The organism is Nocardia sp. Tas62D01 (genome assembly GCF_055232035.1).
Map to the genome: position 1 here is coordinate 9,074,140 of NZ_JBUYUZ010000001.1, position 13,554 is coordinate 9,087,693.

The following is a 13,554-nucleotide window of genomic DNA, read 5'->3' on the forward strand; positions in this document are numbered from 1 at the left end:
GTCTCCCGTGGGTTCACGCGGACTGAAGGACTTTCAGCGGGAACTCACGGGATTTTCGTGTGTGACATCGAGATTCGCGGCGAGTTTCGGGGAAGTCTAGCGGTTGCCGACTCGGCTCAGTTGTCGGCTGCCAGGCTGGCAGGCGACACTCAGTCGGCTGGCGGATGTTCGAGTTCGTCGCTGAGCAGGTGCTCGGCGACGGTCGCGGCGGCGGTGTTGTGGGAGATGCCGAAGACCAGCGTCAGGTGCAGCGGGTCGGGGCCGGCGGTGAAGGCCTCGTGGAGGATGCGATCGCGGCGGATCTGGTCGACGGTGCAACCGGTGGCCTGTATGCGGAGGTTGACGAATATCTGGCTGATCGGCGCGGTGTCATGCACGGTCTTCGGGCTGACCAGCACGTGCGGGTTCACGGTGGTCGGCCAGATCGTGCGGCGGTGATCGAGCCAGCGGCGGATGGCGCGGTGACCGAGGTCGCCGAGGCGCTGACGGCGTCCGGCGAGGGTGATGCGCCGGTTGGCCAGATCGACGTCGGTGAGTTTCAGGCGCCGGATAGCGCCGGTGCGGGCAGCGTTTTCCGCGGCCAGGGCGACGATGACCCGCCAGGCGGGGTCGGTGGCCAGTTGCTCGACGGCGTGGATCTCTTCGTCGGTCATCGGCAACAGGGGGAAGTCGGCGCGGCGGGCCTTGAGCCCGGTGGTCGGGTTGGCGAAGATCAGGCCCCGTTTCTTGGCGAACCGGAACAGTGATCGCAGAGATGCGATGGCGTTGGAGCGTTGCGAGCCGGTCAACGGCGCCAGCGCGGCGGTGATGTCGGCGCGGGTGACTTCCCGCAGGTGGTCGTAGCGGGTGGCCCATTGATCGAGAAACGGCCGGGCGCAACCGAAATAGACGTAGAGGGTGGAGGTCGAGCGCGGCCGGGCACGAGCGTCCCGTCCAGCAGAACCGTCAGCCAGTGCCGGGCTGGCTCGGCAAAGCCAGACGCGAGATCGGTTGTCACGCAGTCGATCCAGGATCGGATCGTGGCTGTCGAGTCGTCGTCCAGAAGCTCGAGATCAGTGAGGACTTCGACGAGGCGGGGGCGTGACACCCAGCGGTGCGGGCGGGAGCGGACCTCGGTGAGCGGCACCCGCTGCCCTGCGGGCCGCCCGCCCAGGACTGTGACCAGGCCGTCGAGCAGGCAGCGTCGTGGACGGGCTCCAGCCCCGGGCCTGGCCGAGCTGGTGGGCGTGCTGCGCGGCGGCCCGCAGCACAGGGTCGGCAGCGGTCAGTGCTGGGTGTTGCCAGCGCGGCGGGATCGGTTCGCCCCTCTTGCGCCGCCAGTAGGACGCGAGAGCCGAACATCCTTTGCTGCAATAGATTTGGTTTCGCCGCCGCTTGTCCGGCAATGCCTTGCCGCACCGCTGGCAGTTCATCTGGGCGGCACGGATCGGCCGTCGCGGGTGCGTGGCAGGACCGGCCGGGCCTCACCACCGACCACGGCGGGAGCGTCCTCACCGGCCTGCGCGGGCGCTGCAACGGTGTCGGGCTCGGGGATCAGCAGTTCCTCGATACCGCAGCCGAGGACCGCGCAGATGACGTCGAGCTCTTCGAGCTTGACCGCGTTCGGGGTGCCCGACCACAGCCCGGACATCTTGCCGGTGCTGATGACCATGCCGCGATCGGCGAGCTTGTGGTGCAACTCGCTGGCCTTCCAGATACCGCGATTGGCCGCGGCCAGGCGCAGATTCCACTTCACTGGGCGAGTCCTTTCCATCGATCGGCGACCCGGCGCTGCCCGCTCACCCAGGCGTCTTCGACATGAGTGGCGTGGACGTGGATATACCGGGCAGTGGTGGCAGTCCAGGCGTGACCACAAAGCTCCTGAATGGCGAACAGATTCATCCCGCCTAGATAGAGCTGGCTGGCGCAAAAATGCCGAAGAACATGGGGTGTCAGCTTGCCCGACCAGGTCGGCAGGTGCTGGTCGACGGCCTCGGCCAAGGCCCGGCGGAACACGTCCGCGGTCGCTCACCGGCCGGTCCCGTCGATGTTCTTGCGCTCGGACGGAAACAGCGGGACACCGTGACCCGCTGGGTCGATATCGAACTGGCCGAGCACGTCCTCGACGAACCAGCGCACGCTGCGGTCGGCGCCGTTGATCAACGGCACCAGCCGCGGTTTCGGGCCCTTGCGACGAGATCCCTTGCCGTGGCGGACATTCAGCTTCCCGAACCGGCCCAGCTCCCAGCTCCCAGCGCACATCGTCCAGGTCGAGCATGCGGGCCTCGTTGATCCGCAGGCCGACGTCGGCGACCAAGCGAGCCACGGCGTAGTTGCGGGCGATCGGGGCGAACTTCCGGCAGGCCGCCAGCTCCGCCCGCCACCCAGCGAACAACTGCTCGACCTCCTCAGCGGTCGGCGGGATCCGCAGCCGCGGATCCACCGACGCCTTCGGCCGGTTGATCTCATCCAGCGGGCACTCCACGACGCGACCGATGAGGTTGTGCAACTCGACCTTGTGCCGTAACTCCAGGAAGTGGAAATACACCGTCAGCGCTGCCGCGCGACCGATCCGCGTCGACGGCTTCGCCTCACGCAGCACCTTGCCGAAGTAGGTGTCCGCGTCGGCAGGCTGCATCTCCCACAGTGGCCGCCCGAACCAATCTCGGATCAGCTCCAGGTGATTCACGTCGTTGCGGATCGTGGAATCCACCAAGCCCGCCGAGGCCCGCGCCAGCACGAACCCCGACAACACGTCGGTCTCGAACGCAGCGATCTCGTCCTCGGTCGCTGGAGCCCGAAGCTCCCGAAGGTCACGCACCGCCGCCAGAGCCAACCCACGCCTCCTCGTCTTCATCCCGGCTGAAGCCACATCAGCCGCGCCGCAATACAGTCAGCACCGGTGATGTCGTCTCAATACCGGTATTCGGTGCGGGGACGCGCCTGGATCACCCGGTCCAGGCAGGATTCAGGGAAGTCGGGGACGGCTGGAAGGCTCAGGAACTCGTCGACTGTTGATTACCCAACACCCGTGACCAGCAGCGGAGGGGCTCGGTGCCGATGTTCCGCCGGGGTCGGGGTTCCGGGAACATCGGGTCGATGAGCTTTTCGATGGTCAAACCGTCGATCCTGCTACCTGCCCTGCATGGTGCGCATACGATCGAGCGATGCGAATTGGGTTCGGCGGGGGCGCATTTGGCGTCAGAGCCGGCATTTCTAACCGTGGTATCGGTGGTGGCATCGGCCCGCTGTCGGCCGGAACGTCTTGGCGGCGTTCGTCGGGCAGCGGCGGCCTTGTCGGGTTGCTGCTCGGTCTGGCCGCGATTCTGCTGGTCATCTTCTGGCCGTACCTGCTCGGCACGTATCTGGCGGTCGAGTACTTGGGCGCGCATGATCCGTCGACACTGCGCAGCGTCGTCGGTTGGTTCTTTGAGGCCATCTGGATCCTCGGTCTGCTCGCGATGGTGACGGTGCGAATCTGGGCGCCGCTCGTGTTCGATCGGCGGCCGCCACGCGGGCGGCCACCGGTGCCGCCAACGCGTTGAGCAGCAACGGGCGGTGGAGTGCGTGCGCCTCTGTCTTTTTCGGATCCCGGCCCCGTGAGGTCCAAGTCCGCCGGATCTGGCGGTAAGACGCCACCGCCGATAGTTTCGCGAGTCGGTACCACCTGGGGGCCCGGTAGAGGGTGAGCCGCAGCAGAACGGTGCTTTCACGCGGCAACTCACCTGCACTGGAGCGAGTGCGGCGATCCGAACTGGGGCGTTCCGCCGTCCGAAGGCCCTCGACGTGGCCGGTACCGCGCATAGACTCGCAGCCGGCGTGACGCTTGCGTCAGCAACGTTCGCGGAAGATCAAATGCTCACGCAGGTTTTCGGCGAGACCGTAGGGGAGGTCGCCGAAAACGATCAGGTCCTCGACGCTGGTAAGCTGGTGAACTCTCGCTGCCGCGGCAATCTGGGTGGCCAGTTCGGGTGTGACACCCGGCAATTGGGCAAGTATGGATTCGGGAACGTTGTTGACATCGACGAGCCCGCCGTCGTCGAACTCCTGTTGCAGATCTGGGCGTCCGATCGCCAGCTCGGTCGCCAGATTCGGGTCGGTGGATAGCAGTTGGCGAGCCTGTTCACGCCGGGCACGACGCTGCAGTGCCGCCTGTACTGCGGGATCGGTCGCTATCGCCGTCTCCAGCGCTGGTCGCTCGGGCGCGGCACCCTGCTGTCGGTGTGACGTTATCTGGGTTATCGCCCCGATAGCGCGATTGCGGACCCATACAGCCTGCCCTGTGCCTCCGAGCATCAGAATCACTATGGCTGTCGCGAAGATTGGGTCGCTGTGATTCAGTGCCGCGAACGCGATCGCGGTTGCTACCGCGTATCCGACCGCGCTCAACGCCAGCGACCGTGACCGTGCCCCGGCGGCTGCGAAAGCGAACAATACGGCGGTCAGTAGGCCCAAGCTGAACAGTGGTACGAATACCGCGATCCAGCTACCCGCCATCAGTATTCGTGACGGGCGGCGGCCCGAGATCTCTGCGGCGTATCCGGGGGGAGGCCTGTATCCGGGGGAAGGCCTGTATCCGGGGGGAGGCCCGTAGTTCGGCTGTTGTGGTCCGGCCGGCTGGTTTGGCGGTTGCGGCGGGTAAGTCACTGCTCCCCCTTGGTAGGCGTTAGATCTGTGTTGCGAATCGGCGCCTGTACGGCGCTCGTTACGGGTAGCCGATTCGCATGCCGCGGAGTGTATTGCGAACCCCCGACAGGGTGACATTGGTGCGTACACGGCAACCGTTACAGATTCGGCGGCATCCGACCTGCGGTAATCGTCAGCGGCTCAATGTGTCTCGTGAACGATCGGTTATCTCTAGCCGGTGAAGTGGTGTCTTCGACGTCGAGCACCAGGGTTCCGGCTCTCCGGATCGGCGTGCTGGACGTGGTTACCTTCAGCCCGTCCATTTCGCGGATTGTCTGGAGGAGCGATGCATGTGGTGCGGGTTTTGTCCCCGATCTCGCGGCGTGAGTCGTGGACGGTTCTCGGCGACGACGGGCCGGTGGCGCCGGTGGAGCGGTATCTGGCGTATCTGACCGACATCGAGCGGTCGCCGAACACGATCAAGGCGTATGCCCATGATCTGAAGGACTGGTTCGTGTTCCTCGCCCGGAAGGAGCTTGGCCCACGCGCCGTTCGGGTTGTCCTCGCGGCGCACCACATGCAGGTGCGCGCGCTCGACCTCGCAGCCCAGGCGCCGCGAATCCACCAGCAAGTGGACATCGCTGCGGGGCAACCCGCACAATTCCCCGCGCCGCAGCCCGGCACGGGCCAGCAGCAAAACGATCAGCCGATCCCTCGCGGACCGGCACACGCGCAGCAGCGCGACGATCTGGGCGTCGCTGGCCCGTTCAACCATCGTCTCCGGCTCCCGCAGCCGATGCCGGGCCCGCAGCCGCCACGCCATCCGACCGTCCTCACCGCGGGCCTCGACCGGCAGATCCCGATCGTCGGCGACCTCATACAGCAACGCCACCAGACCCGGCTCACCGTGACCGGTCGCCACCGCATGCACCACCATGCCCCGCACCGCGGTCAGCACACCATTGATCCGCGACGGACACCGCGCTGCCGCCGCACCAGGACCCGCGACCACCACGGACGCGACACCGTCAGCGGAGGGACGGGCGTGAGCCAGCCACGTCATGAACAGGGCGAACTGCTCGACCCCGGCCTGCCAGGACCGGCCCGACCGGGCACACCAACGCAGGAACAACACGATCGAATGCGCATACGCCTTCGTCGTGGACTCAGCCGCGTCACGGCCGAACCGCAGATGCCGCAGAAACTCGTCGGCGACGCCGACGATCCGCAACTCCTCATCCAGAACGGTCCAATACCGCTGCCCGGACGGCAAACTCACCGGAAACGCCCGCATACATGCTCGCTTTCTGGTCGACAACCCGATACGACTACCAGCCACGAGCACCACACCCACGGAGAACCGCCGAAGCACCGGCCCGGCCACCCGGGTTGAGCAACGTCGTGCAACAGGTCAGGAAACCCCGGAGAGGGCATGAGGGTTGGCGAGGCGCTGGGACTGCGGCATGCGGACATCGCGGCCGCCGAACGTGAGGTCAGCATCGTGCCTCGTGACAACGACAACGGTGCTCGCACGAAATCCCAACGGCCGCGGTCGATTCCGGTCAGCGCTGATCTGATTCGCCTCTACGCCGACTATCTGCATGCCGAGTACGGAGACCTAGATTCGGACTATGTCTTCGTCAATCTTTGGGCCGGTCGGTATGGACGTCCCTGGTCGTATCCGGCGGTCTACGACCTGGTCTGCCGCCTGCGCCAGCGGACCGGGATCGACTTCGATCCGCACTGGTGCCGGCACACCGCGGCCACCCGAATGCTGCGGGACGGGGTGCCGATCGAGGTCGTATCGAAGTTGCTCGGCCATGCCAGCCTGACCGTCACGTCAACCGTCTACGGGCACCTCACGGTCGAAGACGCTAGGAAGATTCTCGAGAAGGCCGGTTGGTTCAGCGGGAGTGAGGTGGCGCTGTGAACTCCATCGCCTCGATCACCGACATCAGCCAGGCCACTGGAAACAGGCCTCGGATCGACGGCCGTTCGGGCCGCGACGACGACCCCTGGGCCGAGGAATATGGTCGTGATACCTGGGATCTGCGTCGTGTCGGCGCACACCGCGAACGGGGGAACCTGGCCTACCTGCGTTTCGGGGACATACCCCAGCCCTGGCTGAAGGAGCTGGCCAAACGGTGGTCGCGGTGGCGAATCGCAACGGGAAAAACCGCCGAGACCGCCGGTCTGGGTGTCCGCGCGGTCACCCGGTTCGCCGAGTTCCTTGCTGCACAGCGGATTCCGGTGAGCAGCCTTGGTGAGGTCGACCGGCCGCTGCTCGAGCGATATCTGGCTCACTTGCATGCCGAATGCGGCGGGCGGGTGGTGCACCGGCACATGATCGGACAGCTCAATCAATTTCTGATCGCGATCCGCCAGCACGGCTGGGACACCTCGCTGCCGGTCAACGCCATGTTCTTCCCAGAGGACATTCCCAAGGAAGGCGAGTGGCTGCCACGCGCGCTCAGCGACCACGTCATGACGCAGCTGGAGAGCCCCCAGAACCTCGACCGGTGGGGCAACCCTGCCTATCGGCTGGTGACGCTCATCCTCATGCGATCCGGGCTGCGCCTCACCGATGGGCTCGGTCTCGGCGTCGATTGCGTCGTTCGCGACGGCGAAGGAGCACCCTACCTGCGGTACTTCAACCACAAGATGCGACGTGAAGCGTTGGTGCCCATCGACGACGAGCTGGAACAATCCATCAAGCAGCACCTGCGCGATCTGGAAGAGCAATGGCCGCAAGGGATTCCACGACTGTTCCCGCAAGAGCGGAGAAACCCCGACGGTCATCGGCCGATCTGGGGCGACACCTACCGCCGCGCTCTGCGCAGGTGGTTGGCGCGATGCGATATCCGGGACGAGAACGGCCGCCGAGTCCGCGTGACACCCCACCAGTGGCGCCACATTCTCGGAACCCGGCTGATCAACCGTGACGTTCCGCAAGAAGTGGTCCGCCGGATTCTCGATCACGACTCGCACCTCATGACCGCCCGATATGCCCGGCTGTCCGACACGACAATCCGCCGCCATTGGGAAGCCGCCCGCAAAGTCGGAGTCACCGGCGAAACCGTCGTACTCGATCCGGATGGCCCACTCGCCGAAGCCTCCTGGGCGAAGCAACGCGTCAGCCGCGCGACCCAGGCACTACCCAACGGATACTGTGGACTGCCGATGGTGCGAACCTGCCCGCATGCGAACGCGTGCTTGTCATGCCCGATGTTCGTGACCACCGCCGAGTTCCTCCCGCAGCACCAGCAGCATCGCCAGCAGGTCATCGAACTGATCTCTGCCGCAGAGGCCCGCGGCCAGCGACGCCTGGTGGAGATGAACCAACAGGTGCTCGGCAACCTGAACAACATCATCACAGCGCTCGAAACCGGGCCCGACGCTGCCGACCAGGGAACATCGGATGCGAGCTGACAACAGCATGCACCTCGTCGCGGCGGCACGTCACCGGCACGAACTGACCCGCAGCAAGGCCATCCAAGCCATCCGCGAACTCGACGCCGCTGGAGCGCCCGTGACGTTCCAGACTGTCGCTGCCGCCGCAGGGGTTTCGCGATCCTGGCTCTATTCTCAGGCTGACATCCGAGCTGAGGTCCAACGGCTACGTGACCTCAACCGGCGCGCACCAGACACGCCACTACCTGCACGCCACCGCACCAGCGACACGTCGCTGGTGCGGCGACTCGAACTCGCGAACGCCCGAAACCGGGAGCTGTCCGACGAAAACCGGCGGCTGCGACGGCAGCTTGCAGAAGCACTCGGCCATCTCCGGCACGCCGGCATTCGCCCGGCGCTCGAAATTGAGCCTGCCAGCCTCCAGAGGCGTCGCGGGTCCGTAACGATCGGACCGTGCTGACCAGCGATGGCAACGCAGTCGTTTGTTCGTCGGCGACGTTGTCGCCGACGAACAAACCCAGGTCAGCGGACTATTACCCCCGGACAGCTAAAGATAATGATCGGTTCTCGAACACTTCCGCGTGTCGAAACCAACGTTCGTGGTAAGAGTCGGTGCCCGCCGCACCGGAAGCCCGGCCAGCCTGGCCGTGGTTGACGACGGGGTGCGTGCGGTACTTCGCCGACGCCACCGAATCGAGGCCGGCGACCGATGATCTGCACACCTGGTGAGGCCGGCGACGCGAGCGAGGGTTTCGGCGCCGCCGACCGGCGGGTGGCGGAGCAGGGCAGTCGTCCACCACCGGCAAAGCTGCCGGCCCGATCGCGTCGCACCGACAGCCCTCTATTCTCACGCGCCCCTGAGCGCTGGCGGCCGATCAGGTCTAACTGTTGCACTTTCGTTGCTGAACGCGTGGTGATCGGCGGCTTTTCGGAGCTGGGGTTGGTGGTCACCGTCGATGACGACGTGAGTCCGGATCTGCCGTTGCTGCCGTGCGGCGATCTGTGGGACTAGCGATGGCAGATTCCTTGTACCCGGGGGTGTCGGTAACAACGGCCTCACGAACACCGGATGGCGTCCAGGGCCATCGCCAGCACCCGTCGATGCTGCGCCTCGTTCTCGAACAGTCCCCGGGACATGCCGATGACCATCGCCATGATGTCGCTTAGTGGTCGGCGCTGGAAGTCCTTCGGGGGTTGTTCACGCTGCCGGGGTGACGCAGGATTGTTGGTGCCGGTCGATGGTGTGCCGGTCGAGTCTGGCCAGTAGATCGTCCAGGTCGGAGGTGGTGAACTTCCACTGGAATGGCTGTGCCGTGGCGTTGTAGCGGTCTTCGAATGCTCGGAGCCGGTCCCTGACTTGGGTCAGGTCTGTGAAGTCGTTGGGCGAGACGACTTTTCGTTGGACGATCGAGAAGAAGATTTCGATCTGGTTGGTCCAGGACGCGTGGACCGGGGTGTGGACCATGACGGCGTTCGGGAACGCCTTGGTCAGACGGTCGATGGCTGTCCGGCCGCGGTGCGACGAGCCGTTGTCCACGACCCAGTAGACGCGTTTCGCGCTGGCATAGGGTTCGGTGGTCATGACCTCGGTAACCAGGTTCATGAACGGCTCGATACCGGTTTTCGGCTCGCAGCGGCCGAAGACCTTCGCTTGGTGGACGTCGTAGGCGGCCAGGTAGGCGAGCGCGCCGCCGCGTCCGTATTCGTGGTTGACGCGCATCGCCCGCGCCTGGCCCGGTGCCAGGGTCGGGTGACAGCGGCAGCGCGCCTGGATGGAGGTCTTTTCGTCGCTGGAGATGACGTACTCGTCGGAGCCCAACGGTTGCCCGTCGAAGGTGCGGGCGTAGAGATCGAGGACCCGTTGGGCCTTGACGCGGAAGTCGGGGTCGCGGATGAATATCGGGGACCGGTACTGCCACGGCTTGATCGCGTCGGCCTTGAGCCAGCGGCGCACCGTGGACTCGGAGACGGCGTCGGTGATCCCGCGCGCGGTCAGTTCGGCGGCCAGTTCCGGGCATGACCAGCGTGACAGTGGGGTCCCGGTCTCGGCGGGCAACTGGCAGGCCAGCGCCTTGGCCTCGGCGACCTGCAGCGGCGTGAACACCGGCGGACGCCCCGACCGTTTCCGGTCGGCCAGTGCGGGCAACCCGCCGACGGCGAACCGGCCCCGCCAGGTCCGCACCGTGTCCACGTGCAGCTGTGTTCGGGCGGCTATCGCGGCGTTGGAGCAACCCCGCGACGCCAGCAGCACGATCGTCGCCCGCTGCCTGGCCTGATAGGGCGTCTTGTGGCCGTAGGCCATCTTCTTCAACCGGCGACGCTCGGACGCGGTCGGGGCAACAGGCACGGCGGTGGCGACGAACACGGGCAGGGACGACCGATCTACGAGACATCATGCAGGACAGGCGAATACCTTTCCGTGCAGCCTGCCCGTATCATGGCCCGACACGCCGACACCCCTGACATCGCCCCGAGTGGAGAACACCTCCAATGGCCTCACCGCCGCAGTCGACCAAGGATTCCCTCGCCCAAAGGCTGACCATCCACGCCCGCTCCCGCTGGCCCCAGCTCACCGACCTGCACATCCGCCACCGCGGCGCGTTCGCCTACATCGACGGCGAACTCCCCGACGGCGAGATCATGCGCCTGATGCGCCTGCGCTACGGCGGATCCGCCTCGATGTGGGGTTTCGCGCTCTACCTCGCCAGCACCGACAGCTACCAGGACTCGATCCTGCACACCGGCACCTTCGCCGGCAGCCCCGAAAACGCCCTCGACTGCGCCTGCGAGCTCTACCTCACCACCACAGACCTCTGACCGGCACCCAACACAAAACCCGCGTTTGTATCAACCCTCGAGACACTTCCAGCGCCGACCACTTAGATCGGTGTCAGCCTGACTTCACCTGCGGTGACAGACCTGGGCCAGGCAGCTACTAGCTAGGGCGTGTCTCCCGATTATTCGGGTCTTGACCGGCGAAGATTGGCCGGTGACGCGGTTGGGTTTGATTTCTGATGAGTTCTGGGCGGCGGTCGAACCGGTGATGCCGTCGGATAAGGGCAAGCGGGGCAACAGGTTCGGTGATCACCGGTTGATGCTGGAGGGGATCGCGTGGAGGTTCCGCACGGGTACTCCGTGGCGGGACCTGCCTGCTGTCTTCGGGCCGTGGCAGACGGTGTGGAAGCGGCATCACCGGTGGTCTTTGGATGGCACCTACGACGAGATGTTCGCCCGGGTAGCGGTCGTGTTCGGGTTCGACGCGGAGATGGCCGGTGACGTCGAGAAACTGCTGTCGGTGGACTCGACGAGCGCGCGGGCGCATCAGCATGCCGCGGGTGCGCGGTCGGACACGCTCGCCACAGGGGGCTCTATCGAATTACAAGAAAGCCGCCGATGAGCCCGCGAACCATGCGCTGGGCCGCTCGCGTGGCGGGTTGACCACGAAGATCCATGCTCTGGCCGATCAGCGTCAGGCCCCGGTCGCTGTCCGGTTGACCGCGGGCCAAGCCGGTGACAATCCGCAGTTGGTGCCGTTGCTCGACGACTACGCGCAGACCCGTCGCGGGGCGGGCGAGCCCGGCCGCGACTTCCGGCTGCTCGGCGACAAGGCGTACTCGCATCCCAGCACACGAACCGAATTACGTTCCAGGAGAATCAAACACACCATCCCCGAGCGTAAAGACCAGATCGCCCGGCGCAAAGCGAAAGGGTCAGCAGGAGGTCGGCCACCTGCGTTCGACGCCGAGCTCTACGGTCTGCGCAATACCGTGGAACGGGGCTTCAACCGGCTCAAGCAGTGGCGAGGCATCGCGACCCGCTACGACAAGTACGCGCTGACCTACCTCGGTGGCTCCTGCTGGCCTGCGCCGTCATCCACGCCCGCGTCGGGACCAGCAAATTGGGAGACACACCCTAGTCGGTCTGATCGGCTGACAGGCCACGGCGACGCATCGGCACGTCATGCCGATGCAGGATGGCACTGACGGTGCGGCGATCGACACCGAATCGGTTACCCAGCTCGGAGGTCGTAGCGTCGGCCACATAGTCGCGTATCAGCATCCGAATCTGGTCCTGATCAAGTTGTCGTGCCCGCCTCGGCGTGGACCGCCGCGGAGACACCGGTGAACCCTCGCCGCCGATCGCGGCACGGTCGTCACGACTTCGCTTGCCGGCCATCTGTTCTCGCGCCAGCTCGACGAGCACCTCCGCGATCTTGCCGGCATCGGGGCGATCACGACGAACGGCACGAACCGCGAGCCCGCCCCACCGGGTAGCAGTGTTGATCGGTATCGTCATGCCTCCACTGTCCCGCCCGGAGGCCAATCCGAGCCAAGCTACCGGTCAGGTCGAACCGTTGCAGCGCAACTTGCACCTGACTACGAATATAGGCACCTACCTGGCATAACCGACACAACGAGCGGCACACGACGTTCGGAAAGCCGCCGTTCCCGAACGTGTCAAGGGCGGCAACCAACGAGACCCCACCGGCACCTTTGACCCCAACCAAGCGCTCAACCGCCACATAGGCGTCCGAGATCGCGACAAATCAGTGCAGCAGACCAACTGGGGTACGACCGATCAAAGCTGGTAATCGGCTTCAATCACAACTGCCCAAAGAAAACCGCAGTTCAGACCCGTTCCCATGTTCACAGTGCCCTGCCGGGGCGCGTCAGCGCTCTGACCAGCGACAACGTCGTCGCGCTCAGAGATACCCAGCCCGCGCAGCGCGCAAACGGCCGCGGTGCGAATCTCCGCCGGAGCGGTTCCTATCCGCTTGCGCTGCCGACCAGGCTGCCGATGGGCAGCGGCGGGAGGGCCCTGATCGCGTTGATCAGCGGGCCGCACATCCGGAGCTCCTCGCCCTCCGAGCCCAGATTGTGTTCGCGGGCAAGGACGCCAGTCTTGTCGATGTCCTTGGTCTCGAATGCCTCGTGGTTCCCGTAGGTGTCGATGTACAACGTCCACTCGAGGCCGTCGGGCAGCTATCGCTGCGGACACTGCCACTGCGCATGGGCGGCGGACATCGGCGCTCGCAATACCGGCAGATCCGTTAGGTTCTGTTGTCTTGGACTCGTCGTGTGCAGAAGGGGCCGGAGCGACGTCCGCAGTCGGCCAAACGCCAACGGTTCATGGAGCTGCGGGCCCGCGGCTGGAACATTATGCGCGCACAGCCAGGAAGGCCGGAGCGTCGCGAACCGCAGGCAGCAACTGGTCACGCGGCTACAAGACCTACCGCAACGGAACGGTTACCGGGTCCGTGCCCGCCTTGGACTGGTTGGGAGTGCGTGAGATCAACGCCCGGTTCTTGTTGCAGGACGAACGAATCGAAATCGCTGACCTGCGCCGGAATGCGGTCGGCAGCAAAGTCTATCGGCCGTTCGAGACCCCACCGACGAGCCACCGCGCGGCGGACGCGCCGAAATCGATGAGGAACGCACCGGTCAGATGCGCGTCCATCAGTTTGCGCCGGTCGGGTCTTCGTGCGTGTCTCACGCTCGGGTCGCCGCTGCCGGGGTGGTGACCAGACTGATCACCACC

General features: G+C 65.6%; 10 protein-coding genes and 4 pseudogenes. 7 read left to right on the forward strand and 7 right to left on the reverse strand.

Going from position 1 to position 13,554, the window contains the following annotated elements; genetic code table 11:
• Window positions 1–149: 149 nt before the first annotated feature.
• From ACV7NQ_RS44170 to ACV7NQ_RS44180, 3 genes and pseudogenes are all read right to left on the reverse strand, one after another.
• Window positions 150–788 (reverse strand): integrase, encoded by a 639-nt coding sequence (locus ACV7NQ_RS44170; RefSeq protein WP_463362268.1) that lies wholly within the window; start codon window positions 786–788, stop codon window positions 150–152.
• Between the two features lie 620 nt (window positions 789–1,408).
• Window positions 1,409–1,735 carry a helix-turn-helix domain-containing protein gene (locus tag ACV7NQ_RS44175; protein WP_463362269.1) on the reverse strand — a complete coding sequence of 109 codons (327 nt, stop codon included), beginning with the start codon at window positions 1,733–1,735 and terminating at the stop codon, window positions 1,409–1,411.
• A pseudogene (locus ACV7NQ_RS44180) lies at window positions 1,732–2,815 on the reverse strand (tyrosine-type recombinase/integrase). The gene ACV7NQ_RS44175 and the pseudogene ACV7NQ_RS44180 overlap by 4 nt, the downstream one beginning before the upstream one ends.
• 331 nt (window positions 2,816–3,146) lie before the next feature.
• Between ACV7NQ_RS44180 and ACV7NQ_RS44185 the strand changes: the two are divergent.
• On the forward strand, window positions 3,147–3,524 hold the full coding sequence (locus ACV7NQ_RS44185; RefSeq protein ID WP_463364932.1) for a hypothetical protein: 378 nt from the start codon (window positions 3,147–3,149) through the stop codon (window positions 3,522–3,524).
• A 286-nt stretch (window positions 3,525–3,810) separates the two neighbouring features.
• Here ACV7NQ_RS44185 and ACV7NQ_RS44190 read toward each other — a convergent pair whose 3' ends face one another.
• Window positions 3,811–4,275: a hypothetical protein gene (locus tag ACV7NQ_RS44190; protein WP_463364933.1), complete on the reverse strand. Its 465-nt coding sequence runs from the start codon at window positions 4,273–4,275 to the stop codon at window positions 3,811–3,813.
• A gap of 676 nt (window positions 4,276–4,951) precedes the next feature.
• Here ACV7NQ_RS44190 and ACV7NQ_RS44195 point away from each other — a divergent pair.
• The 4 genes and pseudogenes from ACV7NQ_RS44195 to ACV7NQ_RS44210 all read left to right on the forward strand — a co-directional run.
• Window positions 4,952–5,158, forward strand: a pseudogene (locus ACV7NQ_RS44195) (site-specific integrase); the annotation flags it as partial.
• A gap of 876 nt (window positions 5,159–6,034) precedes the next feature.
• Window positions 6,035–6,535 (forward strand): annotated as a pseudogene (locus ACV7NQ_RS44200) (tyrosine-type recombinase/integrase); the annotation flags it as partial.
• Complete coding sequence (locus ACV7NQ_RS44205) at window positions 6,532–8,034, forward strand: tyrosine-type recombinase/integrase (protein WP_463364934.1); 1,503 nt, start codon at window positions 6,532–6,534, stop codon at window positions 8,032–8,034. The pseudogene ACV7NQ_RS44200 and the gene ACV7NQ_RS44205, both read left to right, overlap by 4 nt.
• Window positions 8,024–8,476, forward strand: coding sequence for a DUF6262 family protein (locus ACV7NQ_RS44210; RefSeq protein WP_463364935.1), 453 nt, complete (start codon window positions 8,024–8,026; stop codon window positions 8,474–8,476). The genes ACV7NQ_RS44205 and ACV7NQ_RS44210 overlap by 11 nt, the downstream gene beginning before the upstream one ends.
• Before the next feature lie 738 nt (window positions 8,477–9,214).
• Here the strand turns inward: ACV7NQ_RS44210 and ACV7NQ_RS44215 are convergent.
• The gene (locus tag ACV7NQ_RS44215; RefSeq protein WP_463364936.1) at window positions 9,215–10,381 is read right to left on the reverse strand and encodes an IS630 family transposase; all 1,167 of its coding nucleotides are present in this window, start codon (window positions 10,379–10,381) and stop codon (window positions 9,215–9,217) included.
• Between the two features lie 125 nt (window positions 10,382–10,506).
• Here ACV7NQ_RS44215 and ACV7NQ_RS44220 point away from each other — a divergent pair, with 125 nt between their 5' ends.
• On the forward strand, window positions 10,507–10,833 hold the full coding sequence (locus ACV7NQ_RS44220; RefSeq protein ID WP_463364937.1) for a hypothetical protein: 327 nt from the start codon (window positions 10,507–10,509) through the stop codon (window positions 10,831–10,833).
• 172 nt (window positions 10,834–11,005) lie between these two features.
• Window positions 11,006–11,932 (forward strand): annotated as a pseudogene (locus ACV7NQ_RS44225) (IS5 family transposase).
• Here the strand turns inward: ACV7NQ_RS44225 and ACV7NQ_RS44230 are convergent.
• Both ACV7NQ_RS44230 and ACV7NQ_RS44235 read right to left on the reverse strand, forming a co-directional pair.
• Window positions 11,929–12,312: a hypothetical protein gene (locus ACV7NQ_RS44230; protein ID WP_463364938.1), complete on the reverse strand. Its 384-nt coding sequence runs from the start codon at window positions 12,310–12,312 to the stop codon at window positions 11,929–11,931. The pseudogene ACV7NQ_RS44225 and the gene ACV7NQ_RS44230 sit on opposite strands and share 4 nt — an antisense overlap.
• Before the next feature lie 470 nt (window positions 12,313–12,782).
• On the reverse strand, window positions 12,783–12,974 hold the full coding sequence (locus ACV7NQ_RS44235) for a hypothetical protein (RefSeq protein WP_463364939.1): 192 nt from the start codon (window positions 12,972–12,974) through the stop codon (window positions 12,783–12,785).
• Window positions 12,975–13,554 lie beyond the last annotated feature (580 nt).